The sequence below is a fragment of the Kluyvera fluvialis genome (assembly GCF_059725275.1).
The window spans coordinates 4941313-4966831 of sequence record NZ_AP046142.1 but is presented as its reverse complement, the minus strand read 5'-3'; the positions used below and the strand labels follow the sequence as shown (position 1 = coordinate 4966831).

21 protein-coding genes are annotated in these 25519 nt (G+C 51.6%); 12 read left to right on the top strand and 9 right to left on the bottom strand.

Annotated elements, in window-relative coordinates; translation table 11 throughout:
- Positions 1-738 precede the first annotated feature (738 nt).
- The 10 genes from rpmH (at position 739) to AC6I4B_RS23365 (ending at position 10693) form a co-directional block, all read left to right on the top strand.
- Positions 739-879, top strand: a complete 141-nt coding sequence (rpmH, locus tag AC6I4B_RS23410; protein WP_003849659.1) for a 50S ribosomal protein L34 — start codon at positions 739-741, stop codon at positions 877-879.
- Positions 880-896: 17 nt separating this feature from the next.
- A complete protein-coding gene (gene rnpA, locus AC6I4B_RS23405) occupies positions 897-1256 on the top strand; it encodes a ribonuclease P protein component (protein WP_497768544.1) in 360 nt (119 codons plus the stop codon).
- Positions 1220-1477, top strand: a complete 258-nt coding sequence (gene yidD, locus AC6I4B_RS23400; RefSeq protein ID WP_497768542.1) for a membrane protein insertion efficiency factor YidD — start codon at positions 1220-1222, stop codon at positions 1475-1477. Before rnpA ends, yidD begins: the two co-directional genes overlap by 37 nt.
- 2 nt (positions 1478-1479) lie before the next feature.
- Positions 1480-3126 (top strand): membrane protein insertase YidC, encoded by a 1647-nt coding sequence (gene yidC / locus AC6I4B_RS23395; RefSeq protein WP_497768541.1) that lies wholly within the window; start codon positions 1480-1482, stop codon positions 3124-3126.
- A 108-nt stretch (positions 3127-3234) separates the two neighbouring features.
- Positions 3235-4599 (top strand): tRNA uridine-5-carboxymethylaminomethyl(34) synthesis GTPase MnmE, encoded by a 1365-nt coding sequence (gene mnmE, locus AC6I4B_RS23390; protein ID WP_497768539.1) that lies wholly within the window; start codon positions 3235-3237, stop codon positions 4597-4599.
- 129 nt (positions 4600-4728) lie between these two features.
- A complete protein-coding gene (locus AC6I4B_RS23385) occupies positions 4729-5910 on the top strand; it encodes an MFS transporter (protein ID WP_497768538.1) in 1182 nt (393 codons plus the stop codon).
- Positions 5879-6838: an HTH-type transcriptional regulator YidZ gene (gene yidZ, locus AC6I4B_RS23380; RefSeq protein ID WP_497768537.1), complete on the top strand. Its 960-nt coding sequence runs from the start codon at positions 5879-5881 to the stop codon at positions 6836-6838. The genes AC6I4B_RS23385 and yidZ overlap by 32 nt, the downstream gene beginning before the upstream one ends.
- A 157-nt stretch (positions 6839-6995) precedes the next feature.
- Complete coding sequence (locus AC6I4B_RS23375) at positions 6996-7745, top strand: 4'-phosphopantetheinyl transferase family protein (RefSeq protein ID WP_497768536.1); 750 nt, start codon at positions 6996-6998, stop codon at positions 7743-7745.
- A gap of 40 nt (positions 7746-7785) precedes the next feature.
- Positions 7786-8352 carry an NADPH-dependent FMN reductase gene (locus AC6I4B_RS23370; RefSeq protein WP_497768534.1) on the top strand — a complete coding sequence of 189 codons (567 nt, stop codon included), beginning with the start codon at positions 7786-7788 and terminating at the stop codon, positions 8350-8352.
- Positions 8353-9124: 772 nt separating this feature from the next.
- On the top strand, positions 9125-10693 hold the full coding sequence (locus tag AC6I4B_RS23365; RefSeq protein ID WP_497768533.1) for an EAL domain-containing protein: 1569 nt from the start codon (positions 9125-9127) through the stop codon (positions 10691-10693).
- 63 nt (positions 10694-10756) lie between these two features.
- Here the strand turns inward: AC6I4B_RS23365 and adeP are convergent, their stop codons facing one another.
- A complete protein-coding gene (adeP, locus tag AC6I4B_RS23360; protein WP_497768531.1) occupies positions 10757-12094 on the bottom strand; it encodes an adenine permease AdeP in 1338 nt (445 codons plus the stop codon).
- Between the two features lie 169 nt (positions 12095-12263).
- On the opposite strand from adeP, the gene yieH reads away from it, so the two are divergent.
- Positions 12264-12929 carry a 6-phosphogluconate phosphatase gene (yieH, locus tag AC6I4B_RS23355; protein WP_497768529.1) on the top strand — a complete coding sequence of 222 codons (666 nt, stop codon included), beginning with the start codon at positions 12264-12266 and terminating at the stop codon, positions 12927-12929.
- Positions 12930-12982: 53 nt separating this feature from the next.
- Here the strand turns inward: yieH and AC6I4B_RS23350 are convergent, their stop codons facing one another.
- The 8 genes from AC6I4B_RS23350 to glmU form a co-directional block, all read right to left on the bottom strand.
- Positions 12983-14155 carry an alpha/beta hydrolase-fold protein gene (locus tag AC6I4B_RS23350; RefSeq protein WP_497768527.1) on the bottom strand — a complete coding sequence of 391 codons (1173 nt, stop codon included), beginning with the start codon at positions 14153-14155 and terminating at the stop codon, positions 12983-12985.
- 258 nt (positions 14156-14413) lie between these two features.
- On the bottom strand, positions 14414-15139 hold the full coding sequence (gene phoU, locus AC6I4B_RS23345; RefSeq protein ID WP_497768526.1) for a phosphate signaling complex protein PhoU: 726 nt from the start codon (positions 15137-15139) through the stop codon (positions 14414-14416).
- A 122-nt stretch (positions 15140-15261) separates the two neighbouring features.
- Entirely contained in the window at positions 15262-16035 is a 774-nt protein-coding gene (gene pstB / locus AC6I4B_RS23340) for a phosphate ABC transporter ATP-binding protein PstB (protein ID WP_035893601.1), read from the bottom strand.
- 127 nt (positions 16036-16162) lie between these two features.
- Positions 16163-17053, bottom strand: coding sequence for a phosphate ABC transporter permease PstA (gene pstA / locus AC6I4B_RS23335; RefSeq protein WP_497768524.1), 891 nt, complete (start codon positions 17051-17053; stop codon positions 16163-16165).
- Positions 17050-18012 (bottom strand): phosphate ABC transporter permease PstC, encoded by a 963-nt coding sequence (gene pstC / locus AC6I4B_RS23330; protein ID WP_497768523.1) that lies wholly within the window; start codon positions 18010-18012, stop codon positions 17050-17052. The genes pstA and pstC overlap by 4 nt, the downstream gene beginning before the upstream one ends.
- 129 nt (positions 18013-18141) lie before the next feature.
- Positions 18142-19182 carry a phosphate ABC transporter substrate-binding protein PstS gene (pstS, locus tag AC6I4B_RS23325; RefSeq protein WP_497768521.1) on the bottom strand — a complete coding sequence of 347 codons (1041 nt, stop codon included), beginning with the start codon at positions 19180-19182 and terminating at the stop codon, positions 18142-18144.
- A gap of 300 nt (positions 19183-19482) precedes the next feature.
- Positions 19483-21312 carry a glutamine--fructose-6-phosphate transaminase (isomerizing) gene (glmS, locus tag AC6I4B_RS23320; RefSeq protein WP_497768519.1) on the bottom strand — a complete coding sequence of 610 codons (1830 nt, stop codon included), beginning with the start codon at positions 21310-21312 and terminating at the stop codon, positions 19483-19485.
- A 212-nt stretch (positions 21313-21524) separates the two neighbouring features.
- Positions 21525-22895 carry a bifunctional UDP-N-acetylglucosamine diphosphorylase/glucosamine-1-phosphate N-acetyltransferase GlmU gene (gene glmU / locus AC6I4B_RS23315; RefSeq protein ID WP_497768518.1) on the bottom strand — a complete coding sequence of 457 codons (1371 nt, stop codon included), beginning with the start codon at positions 22893-22895 and terminating at the stop codon, positions 21525-21527.
- Positions 22896-23239: 344 nt separating this feature from the next.
- Between glmU and AC6I4B_RS23310 the strand changes: the two genes are divergently transcribed.
- On the top strand, positions 23240-25417 hold the full coding sequence (locus AC6I4B_RS23310) for a right-handed parallel beta-helix repeat-containing protein (RefSeq protein WP_497768516.1): 2178 nt from the start codon (positions 23240-23242) through the stop codon (positions 25415-25417).
- The last annotated feature ends 102 nt before the right edge of the window (positions 25418-25519 follow it).

The following is a 25519-nucleotide window of genomic DNA, read 5'->3' as shown; positions in this document are numbered from 1 at the left end:
CATCATCCTCCAGGCAAACCTGTAGGCTACCTCTGAAGATCCTTCCGTCAGCACAATACTGTCGGGGATTCATTCAGTTGCTGCGCAAATGCAGCCCGAATGATGCTGTGTATAAGATTAAAAATTCGTGATTTTTGGCACACGTCGAAAAGACCCGATGCAAGCGGGTGACGTGCGAACCGCTATCTGCGGTTTTTGACGGCCATCCCCAGACTCAATGCTGAAACGGCGCGTCTTTCCCCTTTACGATCCACCGATCGCGATCGGGCCGAGGATCATAGCGTAAACTGCGCCAGAGATCTTCTGTTTCTCACAGATTCTTCCCGATTTATCCACAGGGCGGATCCAGAAGCGCTAAGTGTAAACGATCCCGATGGAGAGAAGGCAGGATTTCCTTCGCATATTGGAAAAATTAATGACTAGTGACAAATTTCTGCTTAAATGATCTCACAAAGATCCAGGATGATCCTTGCTCTTTAGTGGGCAGGCCGTATAATCCTCCACCCGGCGTTGTACCGCTCGAATTTCAGTGAGGGACGCTGCTCATTTAGCGGGCAAAAAACTGCGCCGAAACGTGGTTTTTTACGCGGTAAATAAGGAAAGAGAATTGACTCCGGAGTGTACAATTATTACAATCCGGCCTCTTTAATCACCCATGGCTTCGGCGTCCGTCGTTCAATTTTCGTTCGGATATCCAATAAAGCCATTGAATTTATTCAAGTTTAGGTAGAAATCGCCATGAAACGCACTTTTCAACCGTCTGTACTGAAGCGCAACCGTTCTCACGGCTTCCGTGCTCGTATGGCTACTAAAAATGGTCGTCAGGTTCTGGCACGTCGTCGTGCTAAAGGCCGCTCTCGTCTGACCGTTTCCAAGTAATAAAGCTAACCCGTCGAGTGGTTAAGCTAGCATTTCCCAGGGAGTTACGTTTGTTAACTCCCAATCATTTCACATTCGTCTTCCAGCAGCCACAACGGGCTGGCACGCCGCAAATCACCATCCTCGGCCGCCTGAATTCGCTGGGGCATCCCCGTATCGGTCTTACTGTCGCCAAGAAAAACGTTAAACGCGCACATGAACGCAATCGGATTAAACGTCTGACGCGTGAAAGTTTCCGTTTACGTCAGCATGAACTTCCACCAATGGATTTCGTGGTGGTGGCGAAGAAAGGGGTTGCCGACCTCGATAACCGTGCTCTCTCGGAAGCGTTGGAAAAATTATGGCGTCGCCATTGTCGCCTGGCTCACGGCTCCTGATAGGCCTTATTCGGGTCTATCAGCGCCTGATTAGCCCGCTACTCGGGCCGCATTGCCGTTTCACTCCAACCTGTTCTCAATACGGAATTGAGGCATTGCGCAGGTTTGGAGTGATAAAAGGCTGTTGGTTGACAGTGAAACGCGTATTAAAATGCCACCCTTTACACCCTGGTGGTGACGATCCCGTCCCGCCCGGACCATTTGATACCAGAGAACACTAACGATGGATTCGCAACGCAATCTTCTTGTCATCGCTTTGTTGTTCGTGTCTTTCATGATCTGGCAAGCTTGGGAGCAGGACAAAAATCCTCAGACCCAGCAGCAGACCACGCAGACTACGACCACAGCAGCGGGTAGCGCCGCCGACCAGGGCGTACCGGCCAGTGGCCAAGGAAAACTGATTACGGTTAAAACTGATGTGCTTGAGCTGACTATCAACACCCGTGGTGGCGATATTGAGCAGGCACTGCTTCCGGCTTACCCGAAAGCGTTGAACTCTACCGAACCGTTCCAGTTACTGGAAACCACGCCACAGTTTACCTATCAGGCACAGAGCGGTTTAACCGGTCGTGATGGCCCGGATAACCCGGCTAACGGCCCGCGTCCGCTGTATAACGCTGATAAAGATGCGTTTGTACTGGCTGACGGCCAGAACGAAATCGTCGTTCCGCTGACCTTTACCGATAAAGCAGGCAACGAATTCACCAAAACCTTCACCCTGAAACGCGGTGATTATGCGGTGAACGTGGCTTACAACGTGAAGAACGCCAGTGAAAAACCACTGGAAATCTCCACCTTCGGTCAGTTGAAGCAAACTGCCGCACTGCCAACAAATCGTGATACTCAAACCGGTGGCCTGTCTACCATGCACACTTTCCGTGGTGCTGCGTATTCAACCTCCGATTCGAAATACGAAAAATACAAATTCGATACCATCGTCGATAACGAAAACCTGAACGTTGATACTAAAAACGGTTGGGTTGCCATGTTGCAGCAGTACTTCACAACGGCATGGGTTCCACACGACAACGGGACTAACAACTTCTATACCAAGAACCTCGGTGACGGCATTGTGGCTATCGGCTACAAATCTCAGCCAGTTCTGGTACAGCCAGGCCAGGTTGATAAGCTGGACAGCGTACTGTGGGTTGGCCCAGCCATTCAGGACAAAATGGCGGCCGTTGCGCCACACCTGGATTTGACCGTAGACTACGGTTGGTTGTGGTTCATTTCTCAGCCGCTGTTCAAACTGCTGAAATGGATTCATAGCTTCCTGGGTAACTGGGGCTTCTCCATCATCGTTATCACCTTTATCGTTCGTGGCATCATGTACCCGCTGACCAAAGCGCAGTACACCTCCATGGCGAAAATGCGTATGTTGCAGCCTAAAATTCAGGCAATGCGCGAGCGTCTGGGCGATGACAAACAGCGTCAAAGCCAGGAAATGATGGCTCTGTATAAAGCTGAGAAGGTTAACCCACTGGGTGGCTGCTTCCCGCTGATCATCCAGATGCCAATCTTCCTTGCGCTGTACTACATGCTGAGCGCCTCGGTTGAACTGCGTCATGCGCCGTTTATCCTGTGGATCCACGACCTGTCTGCACAAGACCCGTACTACATCCTGCCGATCATCATGGGCGCAACGATGTTCTTCATTCAGAAGATGTCGCCGACTACCGTGACCGACCCGATGCAGCAGAAGATCATGACCTTTATGCCGGTCATCTTCACGGTGTTCTTCCTGTGGTTCCCGTCTGGTCTGGTGGTTTACTATATCGTCAGCAACCTGGTAACCATTATTCAGCAGCAGCTGATTTACCGTGGTCTGGAAAAACGTGGCCTGCATAGCCGCGAGAAGAAAAAATCCTGATTCGGTTGTAAGCCGGATAAGGCGAAGCCGCCATCCGGCAAACGGAACTAAAATCAAAGGGCGGTCGAATGACCGCCTTTTTTTATTGCCATACAGTAGAGACAAACCATGAGCCATAACGACACTATCGTCGCCCAGGCAACCCCACCGGGACGCGGTGGTGTGGGCATTTTGCGTATCTCAGGCCAGAAGGCGCGCGACGTCGCGCAAGCGGTGTTGGGCAAGCTGCCAAAGCCGCGATATGCCGATTATCTGCCGTTTAAAGATAACGATGGCAGCGCACTGGATCAGGGGATTGCGCTGTGGTTCCCCGGCCCGAATTCCTTTACCGGTGAAGACGTGCTGGAGCTGCAAGGCCACGGCGGGCCGGTTATCCTCGACCTGCTACTCAAACGTATTTTGACGCTGCCGGGCGTGCGCATCGCTAATCCCGGTGAGTTTTCCGAACGCGCGTTCCTCAACGATAAGCTCGACCTGGCGCAGGCGGAAGCCATTGCTGACCTGATTGATGCCAGCTCTGAACAGGCCGCCCGCTCCGCGCTGAACTCTCTCCAGGGCGCATTCTCCACTCGCGTTAACCACCTTGTGGAAGCACTCACTCACCTGCGCATCTACGTAGAAGCGGCTATCGATTTCCCGGACGAAGAGATAGATTTCCTCTCCGACGGCAAAATCGAAGCACAGCTTAACGAGGTCATTGCAGACCTCGACGCGGTACGCGCTGAGGCGCGTCAGGGCAGCTTGCTGCGCGAAGGGATGAAAGTGGTTATCGCTGGCCGCCCAAATGCAGGGAAATCGAGCCTGCTGAACGCGCTGGCGGGCCGTGAAGCGGCTATCGTCACCGATATCGCCGGAACTACCCGTGACGTGCTGCGCGAGCATATTCATATCGACGGTATGCCACTGCATATTATTGATACCGCCGGGCTGCGCGACGCCAACGATGAAGTTGAGCGTATCGGTATCGAACGTGCCTGGCAGGAAATTGAGCAGGCCGACCGCGTGCTGTTTATGGTCGATGGCACCACCACCGAGGCGACCGATCCGGCGGAGATTTGGCCGGACTTTATCGCCCGTCTACCGCAAAACCTGCCAATTACGGTGGTGCGTAACAAAGCGGATATCACCGGCGAAACGCTGGGGCTAAGTGAAGTAAATGGTCACTCACTGGTGCGCCTCTCCGCGCGTACTGGCGAAGGCGTTGACGTACTGCGCAACCATCTCAAACAGAGCATGGGCTTTGAAACCAATATGGAAGGCGGCTTCCTGGCGCGTCGTCGCCACCTACAAGCGCTGTCTGACGCCGCAGAGCACCTGCAACAGGGTAAAGCACAGCTGCTCGGCGCATGGGCCGGAGAACTGCTGGCAGAAGAGCTGCGCCTTTCTCAGCAGGCATTAAGCGAAATCACCGGAGAATTTACCTCCGATGATCTGCTGGGGCGGATTTTCTCCAGCTTCTGTATCGGTAAGTAACGCACCTCTCCTCGCCACGCCTGATAGGCGTGGCGATTTCCTTTCAGGAAATCACAGTTGTCCAAATGGCAACTCGTCTCATTTCCCACTCCCCTTTATGCTGAGCGCCACATTCCTCACGAGGTGGCTATGACACGTTTTCTGATTTGCAGTTTTGCCCTGGTTTTACTTTATCCCGCCGGTATTGATATGTATCTGGTGGGATTACCGCGTATTGCCGCCGATTTACAGGCCAGCGAGGCGCAACTGCATATCGCCTTTTCGGTCTATCTAGCGGGGATGGCCACCGCCATGCTGTTTGCGGGCAAGGTGGCAGACCAGTCCGGGCGCAAGCCGGTCGCGATTGTTGGGGCCATCATTTTTATCCTCGCCTCAACCTTATGCTCGTTGGCGCACAGCGGGACTCCGTTCCTGGTCGGCCGCTTTATCCAGGGTGTGGGCGCGGGTTGCTGTTACGTGGTGGCCTTCGCGATTCTGCGCGACACGCTGGACGACCGCCGTCGGGCAAAAGTGCTGTCGCTGCTCAATGGCATCACCTGCATCGTCCCGGTGCTGGCTCCGGTAATGGGGCATCTGATTATGCTCAAATACCCCTGGCAGAGCCTGTTCTACACCATGATAGGCATGGGGGTTGTGGTGTGCCTGCTGTCAGTATTTATTCTGCGAGAAACCCGCCCGGCGACGCCGTCATTATCGTCGCACAGCCATCCGGCGGCCGAGTCCCTGCTGAACCGCTTTTTCCTTAGCCGCGTGGTTATTACCACGCTGAGCGTGTCGGTTATCCTGACGTTTGTGAATACCTCGCCGGTCTTGTTGATGGAGATGATGGGCTTCGATCGTGGTGAATACGCCACCACGATGGCGATGACGGCGGGTATCAGTATGGCGGTGTCGTTCTCTACGCCGTTTGCCCTGAGCCTGTTTAAGCCCCGCACACTAATGCTGGCTTCACAGGTGCTGTTCTTGTCGGCAGGCGTGGTGCTCACCCTCGCCAATACGCATACGGCCACTCTTTTCGGCCTAACGTTAATTTGCGCCGGTTTTTCGGTTGGGTTTGGAGTCGCGATGAGCCAGGCGTTGGGGCCATTTTCACTGCGCGCAGGCGTCGCCAGCTCCGCGCTGGGCATCGCTCAGGTTTGTGGGTCATCGCTGTGGATTTGGCTGGCGGCTATCCTGGGGCTTAACGCGCTGAATATGCTGATCGGGATTCTGATTGGTTGTAGCATAGTGTGTATCCTGCTGATTATCACAGTTGCTCCTAACCGGTCTGCGCCCGCACATGAAGAAATCCCTCGCCAGTCTCGATCTTAATTTACTGTTATGTTTGCAGCTCCTGATGCAGGAGCGCAGCGTGACAAAAACCGCCAAGCGGATGAACGTGACGCCATCGGCGGTCAGTAAATCGCTGTCAAAGCTGAGAGCCTGGTTTGACGAGCCGCTGTTTGTGAATACGCCGTTGGGGCTAACGCCAACGCCGCTGATGGTGAGCATGGAGCAAAGCCTGGCGGAGTGGATGCAGATGGGAAATCAGTTGCTCGATAAGCCGCATCATCAGTCGCCGCGCGGGCTGAAGTTTGATCTAGTGGCAGAAACACCGCTGGTGATGATCATGTTCAATGCGCTGTCTCAGCAGATTTATCAGCGTTATCCGCAAGCGACTATCAAAGTGCGCAATTGGGACTACGACTCGCTGGACGCGATTATTCGCGGTGAGGTCGATATCGGTTTTACTGGCCGCGAGAGTCATCCGCGCTCACGCGAGCTACTGAGCCTGTTACCCCTATCGATTGATTACGAGGTGCTGTTTACCGATATCCCCTGGGTTTGGCTACGAGAAGATCACCCTGCATTACAGGAAGAGTGGAATCTGGAGACTTTTTTGCGCTATCCCCACATTAGTATTTGTTGGGAACAAAGCGACACCTGGGCATTGGACGATGTGCTCAAGGAGATGGGACGCGAACGAAATATTGCGCTCAGCCTGCCAGGATTCGAGCAATCGCTGTTTATGGCAGCCCAGCCGGATCACTGCATGTTGGCGACCGCGCCGCGCTATTGCCAGCACTATAACCAACTCCATCAGTTGCCGTTAGTGGCACGCCCACTGCCGTTCGATGCTGCCCAACGGGAAAAATTACAGGTTCCGTTTACGCTACTTTGGCATAAAAGAAATAGTCACAACCCCAAAATTATTTGGCTGCGCGATACGCTTAAATCCTTATATCTTGCTGTTTCCTGAATCAAATTTTTTAAGAAATACGCGTTTCAGTTAGGGTGAAGTGTAAAAGTCTCGAAATTCCCCTTTTCAATTGTGTTTTTACGCAGTAAAACCTGATCGTAATTGGCGTAAATGCTACCCTTGTAGTTATCACAGTCCATTAATCACGGAGCGAAAAATGGCGACCCACTTTGCAAGAGGGATCCTTAAGGACGGGCATCTGCTGTCCGTCAGATTGTCATCCGCCAGCCACAACATCGCGCGCCAGCTACCGGCTTATCGCCGAACTCGCTATCTGGCGTCGCGCGCCCTGCTCGCCGAACTGCTCTTTATGCTGTACGGCATCGGCGAACTCCCGGAAATCATCACGGAAAAAGAAGGCAAACCGCATTTTAAAGATAGCCAACTGCCTGATTTTTCTATTTCCTATGCCGGAAATATTGTTGGCGTCGCGCTAACAACTGAAGGCCGGTGCGGCCTTGATATGGAGCTGCTACAGGTTCTGCGCAACACGCCGCAGGCGGCGATGATGGAAAACTACCGTTTTACCAGCAACGAAAGTCTATGGATTAACAACCAAAACGACCCGCATGAGGCTCGCGCTCAGCTGATTACACTGCGCCAAAGCGTGCTCAAAATAACCGGCGACGTTCACAACGACTCACCACAAGCTCTCCAGCTCTTACCCGGCTCAGGCCGCCTGCGTTCAGCAAATATCGCTCAGCTTGAAGCACTCTGTGACGCCGAAGATGTATTGGTTTGGTCATTATCAGCGTCACCATCGATTGAAAAACTGAAGGTATGGGAGTTTGATAGTCAGTCTGGATGGCGCAGCCTGCCCGACGCACAAGCACGGGCAAATGAGCCGTCGGCACGGCTGATGAGGTTCACCAGTTTACCGGCAGAGAAAGCGCTTATACTCAACTGACCTGGCTTAAAGACAGCCATCATGATGCAAAGGAGTAATCATGTCTGACGCGTTGAAAGTTGTTACGTTACTGGGAAGCCTGCGCAAAGGTTCATTTAACGGTATGGTGGCTCGCAGCTTGCCAAAAGTGGCTCCGGCGGGCATGAGCATCTCTCCGCTCCCATCGATTGGCGATATCCCGTTGTATGATGCAGACCTCCAGCAAGAAGAGGGATTCCCACACAGCGTTGAAGCGCTGGCTGAGCAAATTCGCCAGGCGGACGGCATCGTTATCGTGACACCGGAGTACAACTATTCCGTGCCTGGTGGGCTGAAAAACGCTATTGATTGGCTGTCCCGACTGCCGGATCAGCCGCTGGCAGGTAAGCCGGTTTTAATTCAGACCAGTTCCATGGGGGCAATTGGCGGCGCGCGTTGCCAATATCATCTGCGTCAAATTCTGGTATTCCTCGATGCAATGGTTATGAATAAGCCAGAGTTTATGGGTGGCGTAATTCAAAACAAAGTAGACCCGCAGACCGGTGAAGTGGTTGATCAGAGTACGCTGGATCATCTGGCAGGTCAGTTGACGGCATTTGGTGAGTATATTTCGCGCGTAAAAGTGTAACTTTCTCATTCACATGCCAAGAGCTGCGTTGCCAATAATTTATTTTAGACTTATTGGTAACGCGGCTCTTTTTTATTTAAAAATATTACAAACAAAAGTACAGGAAATTATATTTCCCGTACATGGAAAATAACATGCCGCAGCAAAGGAAATACTGCATCCTCTTTTGTAATTAAATTTACAAGGTGACAATCACGACATGAAAATAAGCAATGGCTTCCATTTAATACTTTATATTTTTAATGTTTAGAATTGTTAATCGGATTATCTCGATAGATAAACAATTTAACCACATCGATAACCCTATGTTTATAAAAGAATATTATCATTTTATTATCTTTTAACGATCGTTTTAACCAATCAATGGTCGAATATCGATCGATGGCATCTGGCGTTCACCCCTGTATTTATTCGATCGATTTCATCGATCGATGTTTGTTAATTCAATCGTCTTTGACAATTAAAGCGCCGGATTGTAATATTCTCATCCAACAAAAAAACGTCCACGTGTTAATCCTTTGTTCCTGTATTGCAAGGAAAAAGACTAAATATTGGCGTTATCAAATGTCGTATCTCTAAGCTTGATGATTAACAAAACCAAAACAGGCTTAACTAAAAAAGAAATGCAATCCGTCAGTTACTGCTTCGCTTCAGCATATTGGCTAATAAAAATATCCTCGTATCGAAAGTAGTGATGTTCAGAATTGCCAGAGAAACTAAACCTCTGCGCAACAATAATATAAAGAGTGCATTGTCCTGATTGGTGATAATTATGGCAAAACCGAAAGTGAAAAAAGCGAACTACACAAAATTAATCGGCAGTAAAAAAAAGATACGAATTAACGCCTTCCTGATTTTCATCGCCATGATGATTATCTCCTCCCTTATGGTTATCCAGTTGGAGCAACGCAGCATTCATCGCTATATTCAAAGCGAAGCGGAAGAAGTTCGCGAAGAGATTGAAGGCTTGCTGGCGGATACGCGTTTAGCCATTCAGGAGGCTCGGCCCTGGTTAGGACAAGCTTGCACTAGCGAGCTAGAGAAAAAACTCAACGCGCTGCCTAATGAAACAATGCACGTATTAGTGGTAAACCTCATGCGTGGCAACCAAGTTTACTGCTCGTCGCTACTCTACAATAAAGGTAAAAAAATCACTGCGTCGCACCTGGTGAATAACGAGGTACGCATCACCAAATCTCCCGTATTATCCGGCGTACCGATCATCACCACTGTTGTACGCTTTGAGGAAGGCAACATTTTAGCGACCGCCGACCTTCGTTTTGTCAGCTCCATCGTGAAAAGCACCGAAACCACCGGCAACTTTGTCTTGCAGGTTAATGACAAAATGCTGACTCCAGATGGCGTTATCAACAGCACGCTAAAAGATCCGCACTTTAGCCATTATGTGCAAATTGAGGACAAAGATGCGCCATACATCATCGCCTACCAGCGCCCTACTCTTCAGGCTATTCTCGGCTCAATTATGCACTCCTGGCTTTACGGGCTACTGATTATCTCCGTTTCATTGATCCCTACTGTGCTGGTTTATCAGCACATGTCGCGCAGAATGTCGTTTTACCAGCACCTGAGCAACGCGATTCACCAGGATGAGATCTCTCCGCACTATCAACCGATTGTGTGCGCCCGAACCAATCAAGTACTGGGTGCCGAAGTGCTGGCGCGCTGGGTTCATGAAGAAGTCGGCTTTGTCCCACCGGATGTGTTTATCCCGGTTGCTGAAAGCAGTGGCCTTATCGTCGAACTCACCGAGCGCCTGCTGAATAAAGTGCTGGCCGACGTTAAAAATGCCCCAGAAACGTTTTGCCCCAACTTTAAGCTGAATATCAATATCAGCCATACCCATCTGATCGATGGCTCATTCTATGAGTTCACCAATAAATACGCCTCTCGCTTTAAAAAGCTCGGCTTCCAGCTGGCGTTTGAAATTACCGAAGGCAAAGACGTGAGCGTGAACCAGGACATTACCAGCAAGATTGAGAACATCCGCAACAACGGAGTACTGATCTCACTGGATGATTTCGGCACCGGTTTTTCTAACTTCGCCTGGATTTCGAACCTGAATCCCGACAGCATTAAAATAGACCGTTTGTTCGTTAACCAGATTGCGCAAGATTCCGCGACGCCGCTTATCGACTGTGTGATTGAGATGGCGAAGAAGATGGGGATTAAAACGGTCGCAGAGGGCGTAGAGCACGACTATCAGGTGAGCTGGCTGAAAGCGAACAACATCGATTTCTTCCAGGGCTATTACTTCTCTAAACCGCTGCCATTCCCGGGGTTTGTGGCTTATATCAAAGACGCGAAGAAGGCGAAGAACTGAGAGGTTTTAAGTCGCTCTTCGCCTGTACAAGGGAAGAGCGACTGATACGCGACAGGCGAGAGATTAATGCCCGTCGATAAAGATAATCTTCAGAATGAACAGCAGCGCCACGATAATCACACATGGGCTCAGGTCGCGCAGACGACCAGTACCTATCTTCATTACGCAGTAAGAGATAAAGCCCAGCGCGATGCCTTCGGTAATCGAGAAGCTAAACGGCATCATCACTGCGGTAATAAACGCCGGTACAGATTCCGTCAGGTCTTCCCACTTCACACGCGCCAGACTTGAGGTCATCAGCACCCCAACGTAAATCAGCGCGCCCGCAGCCGCGTAGCCCGGCACCATTCCCGCCAGCGGCGACAGGAAAATCACCAGCAGAAACAGAATGCCCACCACAACCGCCGTCAGGCCGGTGCGGCCACCCACAGAAACACCGGAAGAAGATTCGATATACGCCGTCACAGAAGAAGTACCGATAAAGGAGCCAGCAACAGAGGAGACGCTATCCACGTACAGCGCCTGCTTCATGCGTGGGAATTTACCTTTATCATCCGTCAGACCGGCTTTATCCGTTACGCCGATCAGCGTGCCAGAGGAGTCGAACAGGTTAACCAGCATGAAGGAGAAAATAACCCCCGCCAGGCCGAGGTTAAATGACCCCGCCAAATCTACCTGACCCACCACCGTCATTACGCTTGGCGGCGCAGAAACGATGCCGCTGTAATGCACATCGCCCATCATCCAACCCAGCAGGGTGGTCACGACAATAGAAACCAGTACCGCTGCATGAATATTACGCGACGCCAGAATAGCGATAATGAAGAAGCCCAGAACGCCTAACAGTACGCTGTGAGACGTCAGATTACCAATCGCCACCAGCGTGTCCTGGTTTGCGACGATAACGCCCGCATTTTTCAGCCCCATCATGCCGATAAACAGGCCGATACCGCTGGTGATACCCACACGCAGGCTCACCGGGATGTTCGCAATCATCCAGTAGCGAACGCGGAAAATAGTTAACAGCAACAGGCCGACTGCGCCCCAGAAGATGGCCCCCATGCCCACCTGCCACGGCAAGCCCATCGCCTGCACCACCACAAACGCGAAGAAGGCGTTTAAGCCCATCGCGGGAGCCAGCGCCACCGGCAGGTTGGCGAATACGCCCATCAGGATACTGCCCAGCGCCGCAATCAGGCAGGTGGTAACAAACACCGCACTGGTGTCCATTCCGGCAACGCCCAGAATTTGCGGGTTAACGAAAACGATGTAGACCATCGTCAGGAAGGTGGTAAAACCGGCGATCACTTCGGTGCGTGCCGTTGTGCCGTGCTCGCGTAGTTTAAACACGCGCTCCAGTATCCCCTGGCCAGAAGCTTGGGTAGTGTGTTGCTGACTCATTATCTATTTCCGCAAAAAAGGAAGGAAAATTCGTCGCTATCCTATACCAAAATGCGACAATAGGCGCGGTTGGGTGATACTTTTTTTCATTGGTTTTGCTTATACGGCAACGATTGCGTCCCCCGATTCAGCATTACGTAAACGTTAAACTTGTTAAAAAGGAAATGACATGTCCGGAGTTGAAGCGGTTTTTTTTGACTGTGACGGTACGCTGGTTGATAGCGAAGTTATCTGTTCACGGGCCTACGTCCACATGTTTAAAACATTTGGTATCACGCTCGATCTGGAAGAGATTTTTAAACGTTTCAAAGGCGTAAAGCTCTACGAGATTATCGACATCATTAACGCAGAACACGGGGTTAACCTGGCAACAGCAGAGTTGGAACCGGTTTATCGCGCAGAGGTCGCCCGCCTGTTCGATACAGAGCTAGAGGTAATCTCCGGGGCTAATGCACTGCTGGATGCGGTGAGTGTGCCAATGTGCGTAGTGTCGAATGGCCCGGTCAGCAAAATGCAGCATTCACTGGGCAAGCTGGAGATGTTGCATCACTTCCCGGAAAAACTGTTCAGCGGTTACGATATCCAGCGCTGGAAACCAGATCCGGCACTGATGTATCACGCGGCAAAGGCGATGAACGTCAACGTTGAAAACTGCATCCTGGTGGATGACTCTTCGGCGGGGGCACAGTCAGGTATTGAGGCCGGAATGGAAGTGTTCTATTTCTGCGCCGATCCGCATAACAAGCCTATCGATCATCCCAAAGTGACGACTTTTACCGATTTAGCGCAGCTACCAGAATTGTGGAAGGCACGGGGCTGGAATATCACGCGTTAAACCAGCACATCTGGATTAGCCGCCAGGATAACCGCTGGCGGCTCCCGTACTATTTACTTAAAGAGTTTTTGTACAAACTCAATATATGCTGGCCGCCAGACATCCATTTCATGACCCAGACCAGGATAGACCTGATAGTCGTTATGGATCCCCTTCTTATCCAATAACGCCTTCAATTCCTTGATATCTTTACCTGTAACATTGTCTTTTTCACCTATCACCAGGGTGAAGTTTCTGAGCTGTTGATTCACCGCCTGTGGGTCATTAAGACGCAAAGCGACGTCGCTATCCGGCACGGTGATCGTCGTTACCGCGCTGAACAAGCCCAGCCAGCCAAAGGTTTCAGGGTGTTTAAATACCGAGAGTTGCGCCTGATATCCGCCTTGAGAAAGCCCAGCCAGCGCTCGTCCGTTAGCATCTTTTCGCACATTATAACGCTGATTAATCAGTGGGATAATATCGTGAATCAGCTCTCTGTCGCCGAGACTGGCATTAGGGTGGTAAAACTGCGAGCGGATATCGCTATAGCGAAAATTTTCAGGGATCGTTTGTGGCGTATCGGTTTCAGTTTCCAGCACGACCACCAGCATCGGTTTGATTTTCCCTTCCGCTAATAGATTATCCATGATTTGCGGAATGCGCCCCTGGTTAATCGCCGAAAGGGTCGTATCGCCAAAACCATGATAGAAATAAAGGACGGGTAAAGGCTGCTCAGAGGGTTGATATCCGGGCGGCGTCCAGACATAGAGATGGCGCTCTGACTTTAATTCATTTGAATAGTAAGTCAGTATATTCATATCGCCATGAGGCACTCTACGGGCATCAAGTATGCTTCCCCGAACCAACAGTAAGCTCGTATTGACCTGGCGCTGCGGCTTGGCATGAGCGCGACCCGGATCGATGGTGCGTAAGCCATCAACATCATAAAAATACTCATACATATTTGGCGCCATCGCCGAAGACGTCCACGTCCAGACACCACGTTCATCTTTCTGCATCGGGTGAGCCACGCGGCTCTCGTCGGTTGCTCCCGTGACCACATTTACCGTTTTAGCATTCGGTGCCCATAGCCGGAAAGTGACGGTTTTATCTGGGTTAACTCGCGTAATAAACTGACTTACCGGCGCTTCTTCCCCCGGTCCTGGCAGCGTTGACTCTGCCTGAGCCTGATAAACAAAAGAGCTTAGGGCGAGCGTAACCGCTACGCCAAGTGGAATTATTTTCATTAGCTTATCCTTACAAAAGTACGATTATCAGGCCTACACCATCCTGTGAATTGCAATGCAAGAAAATAATAACCATGAAAATAATTTCACGTGTGACACATGGCAGAAATGGGGAAAAATCAGAAAACGCTAACGCGATACATTCGGTAAGAGAGGCTAATTCAGAAGGGTTAAAGAGAACCACGATGTGGTTCTCTTCATTTTTACACTGGCAGCGATTTAGTGAACAACCCGTTATTCTGGGTAAATTAGGAGGCGTTACTCTTTCGAATCGTCACCCGCCAGCAATTTGTCCAGTTCATCACCGCCCACGTGACGGAAATCCTGCCCTTTCACGAAGTAGAAAATGTATTCGCAAATATTCTGGCAGCGGTCACCGATGCGTTCGATAGAACGGGCGCAGAACAGCGCTGTCAGTACGCTTGGGATGGTACGCGGGTCTTCCATCATGTAGGTCATCAGTTGACGCACGATGCCTTCATATTCCTGGTCAACTTTCTTATCTTCACGATAGATACGTACAGCTTCATCCAAGTCCATACGCGCAAACGCATCCAGCACATCGTGCAGCATCTGCACCGTGTGGCGGCCCAGTGATTCCAGGCTTACCAGCAATGGCTGGTGCTGCTGAGAGAACTTCTCCAGCGCGGTGCGGCAGATTTTATCCGCGACGTCACCAATACGTTCCAGCTCGGCGATCGTTTTGATAATCGCCATCACCAGACGCAGGTCGCTCGCCGTTGGCTGACGTTTCGCGATAATGCGCACGCAGGCTTCGTCGATCGCGACTTCCATCATGTTGACGTGCTTATCGCCATCGATAACGCGCTTCGCCAGTTCGCTATCCTGGTTGTGCATCGCGGTGATGGCATCAGAAAGCTGCTGCTCCACCATGCCGCCCATCGTCATCACCTGGGTGCGAATGCTCTCCAGCTCGGCGTTGAACTGGCCGGAAATGTGTTTGTTAAGATTGAGATTGTCCATAGTTCCTCCAGATGCCCAAAAGATTTCTGGCTGTAACAAGGCGGCAACTGCATGAATCCCCAGGCGTCACTGGGTGAGTAAAGGCAGCCAACGCGGGTACAGCCTGAAAGATGAAGGGCATATCAACCGTAGCGGCCAGTAATATAATCTTCTGTTTGTTTCTTCGCGGGCTTAGTGAACAGATCGTCCGTGTTGCTGAACTCAATCAACTCGCCCAGGTACATAAACGCCGTGTGGTCGGAGCAACGCGCCGCCTGCTGCATGTTATGGGTCACGATAACGACGGTGTAATCTTCTTTCAGCTCGGTAATCAGCTCTTCAATGCGCCCGGTAGAGATAGGGTCAAGCGCAGAGCACGGCTCATCCAGCAGCAAAACTTCCGGGCGAATCGCGATACCGCGCGCGATGCACAGACGCTGCTGCTGACCACCAGAAAGAGAGTATCCGCTCTGGTGCAATTTATCTTTGGTTTCATTCCATAATGCGGCTTTGGTCAGCGCCCACTGCACGCGCTCGTCCATATCGGTACGCGACAGCTTTTCAAACAGACGCACACCGAAAGCAATGTTGTCGTAAATCGACATCGGGAACGGCGTCGGCTTCTGGAACACCATGCCCACTTTAGCGCGCAGTAACGCAATATCCTGGGTGTTGGTGAGAATATTATCGCCATCCAGCAGAATTTCGCCTTCCGCGCGCTGCTCTGGGTACAGTTCAAACATTTTGTTGAAGGTACGCAGCAGCGTCGATTTACCGCAGCCAGACGGACCGATAAACGCCGTCACCTGGTTTTTGGCAATATCCAGGTTAATATTCTTCAGGGCATGGAATTTGCCGTAGTAGAAGTTCAGGTCACGAACTGAAATTTTACCCGGAGTGGTGTTAACCATACTCATCTCAATCTCTTCCTCATCCAGCGCCGCATCCGCCACGCCGTAAAATGATGCCTGATGGCGTTTCGCTTATCAGACCTACAAATGTGTTCAACCGTAGGCCGGATAACGCGCGCTATCCGGCAATGTGTTAACCGTGTTTCTTCTTGGCGAAAATAACGCGCGCCAGAATGTTCAGCAGCAGTACGCACAGGGTGATAATCAATACCCCGGCCCAGGCCAGTTGTTGCCATTCGGCAAACGGGCTCATCGCAAATTTAAAGATGGTGACCGGCAGGTTGGCGATAGGCTGCATCATGTCCGTGCTCCAGAACTGGTTCGAGAGCGCCGTAAACAGCAGCGGAGCCGTTTCACCAGCAATACGCGCGATAGCCAGCAGGATACCGGTCATAATCCCGGAGATAGACGCTTTTAGCGTTATCGCGGAGATCATCTTCCACTTTGGCGTCCCCAGTGCGTAAGCCGCTTCACGCAGGCTATCCGGCACCAGTTTCAACATGTTCTCGGTCGTACGAATGACGATAGGCACCTGCAATAACGCCAGTGCAATTACGCCTGCCCAACCGGAGAAGTGCTGCATCTGTGCAACCACAATGGTGTAGACGAACAGCCCCACTACGATAGACGGCGCGGACAGCAGAATGTCGTTAATGAAGCGGATAACCTCAGCCAGCCAGGATTTGCGCCCGTACTCCGCCAGGTAGATACCGGCCATAATGCCAAGCGGCGTACCGAAAACGGTCGCCCACAGGATCAGCAGGCCACTGCCCGCCAGGGCGTTCGCCAGGCCACCACCTGCGGTGTTCGGCGGCGGCGTCATTTCGGTGAATAGCGCCAGCGACATGCCGTCGATACCACGCGTAATGGTGGCCATCAAGATCCACACCAGCCAGAACAGACCGAAGATCATCGTCGCCATTGAGAGCGTCAGCGCAATGCGGTTTTTCATGCGGCGCTTCGCCTGCATCTTGCGGCGGGACTCCGCCAGCGCAGCGGTGTTTTGCATTTCCAGCGTTGTCATGAGCGTGTCCCCTCATTTTTCGCCAGGCGCATAATCATAAACTTCGATGCCGCCAGCACGATAAAGGTAATCGCAAACAGGATAAGACCCAGTTCCATCAGTGCTGAGACATGCAGGCCAGATTCCGCTTCGGCAAACTCATTCGCCAGCGCGGAGGTGATGCTGTTGCCCGGCATATACAGCGAAGCGCTGTCGAGCTGGTAGGTGTTACCGATGATAAAGGTCACCGCCATGGTTTCACCCAGCGCGCGGCCAAGGCCAAGCATGACACCACCAATCACCCCGTTTTTGGTGAACGGCAGGACAATGCGCCAGATAACTTCCCACGTGGTGCAGCCGATGCCGTAGGCCGACTCTTTCATCATCACTGGGGTTTGTTCGAACACATCACGCATAACGGCAGAGATATACGGAATAATCATAATGGCGAGGATAACCCCAGCCGCCAGAATACCGATACCAAACGCCGGGCCGGAGAACAGAGCACCGACAAACGGGATGTTAGAAAGGATGTTGCCCACGGGTTCCTGGAAGTAAGTGGCGAACAGCGGAGCAAAGATAAACAGACCCCACATGCCGTACACGATACTCGGGATCGCCGCCAACAGTTCAATCGCGATACCTAACGGGCGTTTGAGCCAGTTGGGGGCGAGTTCAGTCAGGAAAAGTGCGATGCCGAAGCTGACCGGAACGGCAATCAGCAAGGCGATAACGGAGGTGACGAGCGTACCGTAAATGGGTACTAACGCGCCGTAGATGTCGTTAGGCGCATCCCACTCTTTGGTCCACAGGAAGGCGAAACCGAACTTCTCCATACTGGGCCAGGAAGAGATGACCAGAGAGACGATAATCCCGCCCAACATCAATAGCACAATCAGCGCAGCCAGTCTTACCAGCGCGCTGAATATCATGTCACCCTTTTTACCCGGAGGGTTAAAAGCAGGCTTAGTTGCAGCCATAAATTACTCTTTCCGTTAACTCGTTTACGATGTTGCCCATGCCGGATGGCGCTACGCTTATCCGGCCTACAGTCGGAACCGTAGGGCAGATAAGCGTAGCGCCATCCGCCAACTCGCTAATATTGCCTATTAGTACAGCGCTTTACCGCTGCTATCTTTTACGCTGGTCTTCCATGCAGCACGAACCTGCTCAACCACGCTTGCCGGCAGGGTAGCATAATCCAGCTCGTTAGCCTGTTTGCCACCGTTTTTGTAAGCCCAGTCAAAGAACTTCAGCACTTCAGCGCCCTGCTCTGGTTTCTTCTGCTCTTTGTGCACCAGGATGAAGGTGGTGGAGGTAATCGGCCATGCGCCTTCACCTTTCTGGTTGGTCAAGTCCTGAGCGAAAGATTTGCTCCAGTCAGCGCCTTTTGCAGCGTTAGCGAAGTTTTCTTCCGTCGGGCTAACCGCTTTGCCATCGGCAGAAATCAGTTTGGTGTAGGCCAGGCTGTTCTGCTTAGCGTAAGCATATTCAACGTAACCAATCGCGCCCGGCAGACGCTGGACGAATGCTGCGATACCGTCGTTACCTTTGCCGCCCAGACCGGTCGGCCAGTTCACGGTAGAACCGGAACCCACTTTAGATTTCCACTCTTCGTTCACTTTCGCCAGGTAGCTGGTGAAGACGAAGGAAGTACCGGAACCATCAGCACGGCGCACAACGGCGATGTTCTGTGAAGGCAGTTTAACGCCAGGGTTCAGTTTGGTGATGGCTTCATCATCCCACTTCTTAATTTTGCCGAGGTAGATATCCCCCAGGGTTTTGCCATCCAGCACCAGCTCGCCTGATTTCAGGCCAGGGATGTTAACAGCCAGCACTACACCGCCGATAACGGTCGGGAACTGGAACAGGCCTTCCTGCGCCAGTTTTTCGTCAGACAACGGGGCATCGGATGCGCCGAAATCAACGGTGTTTGCGGTAATTTGCTTTACGCCACCGGAGGAGCCGATACCCTGATAGTTAACCTTGTTGCCGGTCTCTTTCTGGTAGGTATCCGCCCATTTGGCATACACCGGCGCAGGAAAAGTTGCACCTGCACCTGTCAGGCTTGCTGCTGCGAAAGCAGAGAAAGCGCTCATCGATAAGGTCGCGGCGACAACAGTTGCGACAGTGGTACGCATAACTTTCATAATGTCTCCTGCAAGAATCCGTAAATGATTGTTTGAGTGGCTACTCTGAGCAAAATAGGACAAACAGGTGACAGTTATATGTATGGAATATGACAGTTTTATGACAACCAAAGCCACACAAAAAACAAAAGAATTAAAGCCAGAAAAATCATAAAGATAAATAATTTCATTACCGTGAAACGGCAGAAAAATTTTCTTTTTATGACAGCCAATTGACGGGGTTTTATGACAGGTATAGCAGAGGATAAAAAATCCGGCTATGCCGACAGCACAACCGGATTGATAGGTTATTTGTGACGATTATTCAACCGTCACAGACTTCGCCAGGTTACGCGGCTGATCCACGTCGGTGCCTTTAATCAGCGCCACATGATAGGCCAGCAGTTGCAATGGAACGGTGTAGAAGATAGGCGCAATCACTTCTTCGACATGCGGCATTTCAATGATGTGCATATTGTCGCTATCGGTGAACGCCGCGTCTTGATCGGCAAACACATACAGTTCACCGCCACGCGCGCGCACTTCTTCAATGTTGGATTTCAGTTTTTCCAACAGTTCATTGTTTGGTGCAACCACGATAACCGGCATTTCGGCATCAATCAGCGCCAGCGGGCCATGCTTCAGCTCGCCTGCAGCGTAGGCTTCCGCATGAATATAAGAGATTTCTTTGAGCTTCAGTGCGCCTTCCAGCGCGATCGGGTACTGATCGCCACGCCCCAGGAACAGCGCATGGTGCTTATCAGAGAAATCTTCCGCCAGAGCTTCAATGCGTTTGTCCTGCGACAGCATCTGCTCAATGCGGTTTGGTAACGCTTGCAGGCCATGCACAATGTCATGCTCAACGGAGGCATCCTGGCCTTTCAGGTGCGCCATTTTCGCCACCAGCAACAGCAAGACCGTCAACTGAGTGGTAAAAGCTTTCGTCGAAGCAACGCCAATTTCAGCACCAGCGTTGGTCATAATCGCCAGATCGGATTCACGCACCAGCGAGGAACCCGCAACGTTACAAATCGCCAACGATCCTAAGTAGCCCAGCTCTTTGGTTAAGCGCAGGCCTGCCAGAGTATCGGCGGTTTCACCGGACTGCGACAGCGTGATCACCAGGCTGTTCGGGCGAACGGCCGATTTGCGATAGCGGAATTCCGAGGCGATTTCGACATCGCACGGCATACCCGCCAGCGATTCAAACCAATAACGCGCCACCATGCCGGAGTTATAAGACGTACCACAGGCGATAATCTGGATATGTTCTACCTTCGAGAGCAGCGCATCCCCCTCTGGCCCCAGCTCGCTTAAATCGACCTCTCCGTGGCTGATGCGCCCAGATAAGGTGTTTTTGATCGCGTTCGGCTGTTCGTAAATCTCTTTCTGCATGTAGTGGCGATAGATGCCTTTGTCGCCAGCGTCATACGTCAGGTTAGATTCGATTTCCTGGCGCGTTACAGATTCACCAGTTTTATCGAACACACTAACGGTACGGCGCGTCACTTCCGCAATGTCTCCCTCTTCCAGGAAGATAAAGCGACGAGTAACCGGCAACAGCGCCAGTTGGTCGGAAGCAATAAAGTTTTCACCCATGCCCAAACCAATAACCAGCGGGCTACCAGAACGCGCTGCCAGCAGTGTGCCTGGATCACGGGAATCCATGATAACCGTGCCATAAGCACCGCGAAGCTGCGCGATAGTGCGCAAAACGGCTTCACGCAGCGTGCCGCCCTGTTCCATTTCCCAATGCACCAGGTGAGCAATAACTTCGGTATCGGTGGCAGAAACAAAGACATAACCACGCGCTTGCAGCATTTCGCGCAGCGGTTCGTAGTTTTCGATGATGCCGTTATGCACCACCGCAATGTGGTCAGAAACATGCGGATGCGCATTGCCTTCTGAAGGTTCACCGTGCGTCGCCCAACGGGTATGCGCGATACCGGTTCCACCGTACAGTGGGTGTTCTTCTGCTGCTTGCGCCAATACCTGTACTTTGCCCAGGCGGCGCAGGCGGTTCAGATGGCCTTGATTATCAACCACCGCCAGACCTGCGGAGTCATAGCCACGGTATTCCAAACGACGAAGGCCTTCGAGAAGGATTTCAGCTACATCACGTTGCGCGACTGCGCCAACAATTCCACACATAGTTTTATGTTCCGATTTTGGCATTATGCCATGCGTTGTCGGTCAACCTGTTGCCCGTATTCCGGGCGCCCCGAGCCTTGTAGAGAGTGGGGTTATTTTTATAGGTACTGCTTTTGGGCGGGAGATTATGTTATCGCCTCACCCGTTGTTAGCCTGACGGCATTAACGCCTTATCAGGCCAACAAAAGAATTGCCGGGATAACCCGGCTGAATTACTTTTTCTTCACCGGACGTTGCCAGCCTTGTTTATGCACCTGCGGTACACGGCTTAGCACCAGTTCGTTATCCGCGATATCACGCGTTACCGTTGTGCCTGCGGCAATCGTCACGCCTTTACCGATGGTGACTGGGGCCACCAGCTGAGAATCAGAGCCGACAAAAACATCATCGCCGATAATGGTTTTAAACTTGTTCGCGCCATCGTAGTTACAGGTAATCGTCCCCGCGCCGATATTCACGTTGTCACCAATTTCCGCGTCGCCGAGGTAAGCCAGATGACCGGCTTTCGAGCCTTTGCCCAAACGCGCTTTTTTCAGCTCAACAAAGTTACCGACGTGTGCGCCTTCCAGCAGTTCAGCGCCCGGACGCAGACGCGCGAACGGCCCAATGGTACAAGCGGCTTGCAGGTTGGCGTCTTCTACCACGCTGTACGGGCTAATTTCACAGTCATCGCCGATAACCGCATTTTTAATCACGCAGCCCGTGCCGATTTTGACGCGATGGCCCAACACCACGTTGCCTTCAAGGATAACGTTAGTATCAATTTCAACATCACGCCCGTGAGATAACGTACCGCGCAGGTCAAAACGCGCCGGATCACGCAACATAACGCCCGCCAGCAGCAGTTTTTCTGCCTGCTCGGCCTGGTAAACACGTTCCAGACGCGCCAGTTGTAAGCGGTTGTTCACCCCTTCAACTTCGCTCAGGCGGTCAGGATGCACGGCGACAATCTCACGCCCTTCCTGGTAGGCCATAGCGATAATATCGGTGATATAAAACTCGCCCTGCGCATTGTTGTTGTCGAGGTTCGCCAGCCAGCGCTTCATATCTGCGCCATTGGCAATCAGGATACCGGTGTTGATTTCAGGAATTAAACGCTGCTCATCGGTCGCGTCTTTATGTTCCACGATACCGGTCACTTTGCCATTTTCACGGGTGATACGGCCATAACCGCTAGGGTCATCAAGTTTAACCGTCAACAGGCCGATGCCGCCCTGTGGTTTAGCGTCACGCAAGCGTTGCAGCGTTTCAACCGAGATCAGCGGAACATCGCCGTACAGCATCAGAATATCTTCGTCATCGGCAAAGAACGGCGCAGCCTGCTGCATCGCATGGCCTGTGCCTAATTGCTCGGCCTGTAGCACCCAGTTGAGGTTGCTATCCGTTAACGTCTGCTTGAGTAAATCACCGCCGTGGCCATACACCAGATGAACCTGGCTTGCGCCAACATGATTAGCAGCATCAATGACATGCTGCACCATCGGTTTACCCGCCAGGGTATGCAGCACTTTAGGAAGTTCGGAATACATGCGAGTGCCTTTGCCTGCGGCAAGGATCACAACGCTCATGGTACGGTTAGACATAGGTATCCTGTCTGTAAATTAAGAATGAAGTAAACCGCTTTCACGTTGAAAATTCTACATATTTTTCGCCATGAAATGGTCTGATTATAAAACGTTCAACATAGCCTTGCGTACGGTTTTTCTGTGCTTATTTTCGTCCATATCAAAACCATTTGTCTTGTAAGAAATCAGACCGGAGGCCGAATTACACGCTATCTCTCTGCTTATGCTGTTCTTTTGCTACCTGAATAAAGGCTAGTAAAAATCAAAACAGTGTTTTATTTGATCATTATTGTGACGTACAAAAAAGAAACAGTGTTTTGATTTAGTGATAATCATGCTGAATCATCATTCAGGAAGATAATATGAACAATAAGATACCTCTGGCTCTAACTCTCTGTAGCGCAGCGCTCTCTCTTTCGGCGCAGGCTCACCCAGCCCAGCAATGGAAGGCGATAGCCTTTGGGCAATCCACCGACGTTAACTTCTCCTCCAACGTTCTGCCGGAAAAAGTGGGCGTCAATAATGTCACCATCGACGGCAAAACATTGACCCCACAGCAGGTGGCAGACCTCAGTAAGCCCATCACGATTGAAAGCCGTGGCGGCAAAATTGCCAACTCACACGATGGCCTGACATTTTTCTACACCACGCTGCCAACGGATGAAAACTTTGTGCTGGCAGCAACAGTGACCGTCAACCAGTTCGGCCCGGAGAATGGCGCAAAACCAGCCGCTCAAGAAGGGGCAGGCTTGCTGGTGCGCGATATTATTGGTGTCCCACGCCAGGAACCGTTGAAAGAGGGCTATGAAGAGTTTCCAGCGGCGTCAAACATGGTGATGAACGCCATTATGACGCAAGATAAAAAAGACCATGAGCACGTTAAGCTACAAGCTATTTCACGCAATGGAGTTGTGCAGCCGTGGGGGAACGCCGGAGCTGAAATTAAAAAGGTGAGCTACAAAGAGGGTATCGACCTGCGTCAGTCGCCAACGTTCCGCCTAAAGCTCGAGCGCACTAACGATGGCTTTATCACCGCCTGGGCTCCGGCGGGTAGCGAGGAGTGGGTCACTCAGCAAGTACCCGCCGCTGACCTTATCTCCGTGCTGGATAAAAAACAGTATTACGTCGGTTTCTTTGCATCACGTAACGCCAAAATCACCGTTAGCGATGCCTCTCTGACCACCTCGACAGCGAAAACAGTCACCTCGAAACCGTTCGTTGCTAAATCCTGGCCTGTGGTGATGCAAATTGCATCGGGGTCAAAGAGCCTGAGCCAGAATTATACGCTACAGGCACGAGCCAACTATGATGGGCTGTTCACCGTTCGCCACAATGAAGTAGTTATCGGGGAGAATAAACCGGTGAAAGCGGGTGAGATGTTTACACTGCCCGCCACACTTAAAGATAAAAATAGATTCCAGATTACCTTTACGCCCACCAGCGGTAGCGACAGCACGCCGGTAGAGCAGCAGTTTACGGTAAGCCAGGAGAACACCACTTCGGCCAGCACACTGTACGTTGCAGCGGACGGTAAAGCGGATGCTAAAGGCACGGCTGAATCACCGATGACATTAACCACCGCGATCAGCCTGCTACCGCCGGGCGGAAAAATAATTCTGGCCGCCGGTAATTACCCGAAAACCGATATCCCAATCAGCGCCAGCGGTCTTGAGAATGGCCACAAAACGCTGGAGGCAACGGGTAAAGCGGTCATTCACGGAATGCTGCTGGACGCCAGCTACTGGACTATTCGCGGGATTGATATTACCGAGAAAAGCCTGCGTATTCAGGGCAGCCATAACCTGATTGAAAATGTGGTGGCTTATCATAACGACGATACCGGGATTCAAATATCTTCCGTCGATAAAATCGGTCGCCCGCTGTGGGCAAGCCATAACCGCGTGGTGAACGCCGAGTCTTACCGTAATGAAGATCCGGGCAAGATCAACGCCGATGGTTTTGCCGTGAAGATGCGGGTGGGCGAAGGTAACCGTCTTGAGGGCTGCTACTCGCACGACAACATCGACGACGGTTTCGATCTGTTCAATAAGATTGAGGACGGCGCAAACGGCGTGGTGGTGATTGAGAACTCCATTGCCCGCGATAACACCAGCAATGGCTTTAAGCTAGGTGGAGAAGGCCAGCCTGTCGCTCACGAAATTCGCAACAGCATTGCCGTGGGTAACCATCTTGATGGGTTCACCGATAACTTTAACCCAGGCAAGCTGGTGGTGGTGAATAACGTTGCCGTTGATAATCAGCGTTTTAACTTTATCTTCCGCCCAAGCCCATACGGCGATGCCGCAACTCAAGGTGTGTTCAGCGATAACATTTCACTGCGCAGCCAGCCGGGGAAATACGACGATGCCGTAGTGGGGAATATTGATGCCACTAACTACTTTATTGAGAAAGGCAAAAGCGTGAATGCCGAAGGAAAGGAACTGCGTGCGGGAGATTTTCAGTCGCTGACCTTACCACAGCCGCTGGAGCGCAACGCCGACGGCAGCTTTAACACCGGAAACTTTCTGGCTAAGGATTAATTTGGTCGGCCTGATTCATCAGATGATGGTCGCTATACCAGAAAATACAAAGGTCGCCATCAGGCGACCTTCTTCATTTTGGTTCTGTTAAACACCGCATGT

Coding starts and splice junctions, on each gene's coding strand:
- rpmH (WP_003849659.1), top strand. CDS start 739: ATGAAACGCACTTTTCAACCGTCTGTACTGAAGCGCAACCGTTCTCAC.
- yidD (WP_497768542.1), top strand. CDS start 1,220: ATGGCGTCGCCATTGTCGCCTGGCTCACGGCTCCTGATAGGCCTTATT.
- yidC (WP_497768541.1), top strand. CDS start 1,480: ATGGATTCGCAACGCAATCTTCTTGTCATCGCTTTGTTGTTCGTGTCT.
- mnmE (WP_497768539.1), top strand. CDS start 3,235: ATGAGCCATAACGACACTATCGTCGCCCAGGCAACCCCACCGGGACGC.
- AC6I4B_RS23385 (WP_497768538.1), top strand. CDS start 4,729: ATGACACGTTTTCTGATTTGCAGTTTTGCCCTGGTTTTACTTTATCCC.
- yidZ (WP_497768537.1), top strand. CDS start 5,879: ATGAAGAAATCCCTCGCCAGTCTCGATCTTAATTTACTGTTATGTTTG.
- AC6I4B_RS23375 (WP_497768536.1), top strand. CDS start 6,996: ATGGCGACCCACTTTGCAAGAGGGATCCTTAAGGACGGGCATCTGCTG.
- AC6I4B_RS23370 (WP_497768534.1), top strand. CDS start 7,786: ATGTCTGACGCGTTGAAAGTTGTTACGTTACTGGGAAGCCTGCGCAAA.
- AC6I4B_RS23365 (WP_497768533.1), top strand. CDS start 9,125: ATGGCAAAACCGAAAGTGAAAAAAGCGAACTACACAAAATTAATCGGC.
- adeP (WP_497768531.1), bottom strand. CDS start 12,094: ATGAGTCAGCAACACACTACCCAAGCTTCTGGCCAGGGGATACTGGAG.
- yieH (WP_497768529.1), top strand. CDS start 12,264: ATGTCCGGAGTTGAAGCGGTTTTTTTTGACTGTGACGGTACGCTGGTT.
- AC6I4B_RS23350 (WP_497768527.1), bottom strand. CDS start 14,155: ATGAAAATAATTCCACTTGGCGTAGCGGTTACGCTCGCCCTAAGCTCT.
- phoU (WP_497768526.1), bottom strand. CDS start 15,139: ATGGACAATCTCAATCTTAACAAACACATTTCCGGCCAGTTCAACGCC.
- pstB (WP_035893601.1), bottom strand. CDS start 16,035: ATGAGTATGGTTAACACCACTCCGGGTAAAATTTCAGTTCGTGACCTG.
- pstA (WP_497768524.1), bottom strand. CDS start 17,053: ATGACAACGCTGGAAATGCAAAACACCGCTGCGCTGGCGGAGTCCCGC.
- pstC (WP_497768523.1), bottom strand. CDS start 18,012: ATGGCTGCAACTAAGCCTGCTTTTAACCCTCCGGGTAAAAAGGGTGAC.
- pstS (WP_497768521.1), bottom strand. CDS start 19,182: ATGAAAGTTATGCGTACCACTGTCGCAACTGTTGTCGCCGCGACCTTA.
- glmS (WP_497768519.1), bottom strand. CDS start 21,312: ATGTGTGGAATTGTTGGCGCAGTCGCGCAACGTGATGTAGCTGAAATC.
- glmU (WP_497768518.1), bottom strand. CDS start 22,895: ATGTCTAACCGTACCATGAGCGTTGTGATCCTTGCCGCAGGCAAAGGC.
- AC6I4B_RS23310 (WP_497768516.1), top strand. CDS start 23,240: ATGAACAATAAGATACCTCTGGCTCTAACTCTCTGTAGCGCAGCGCTC.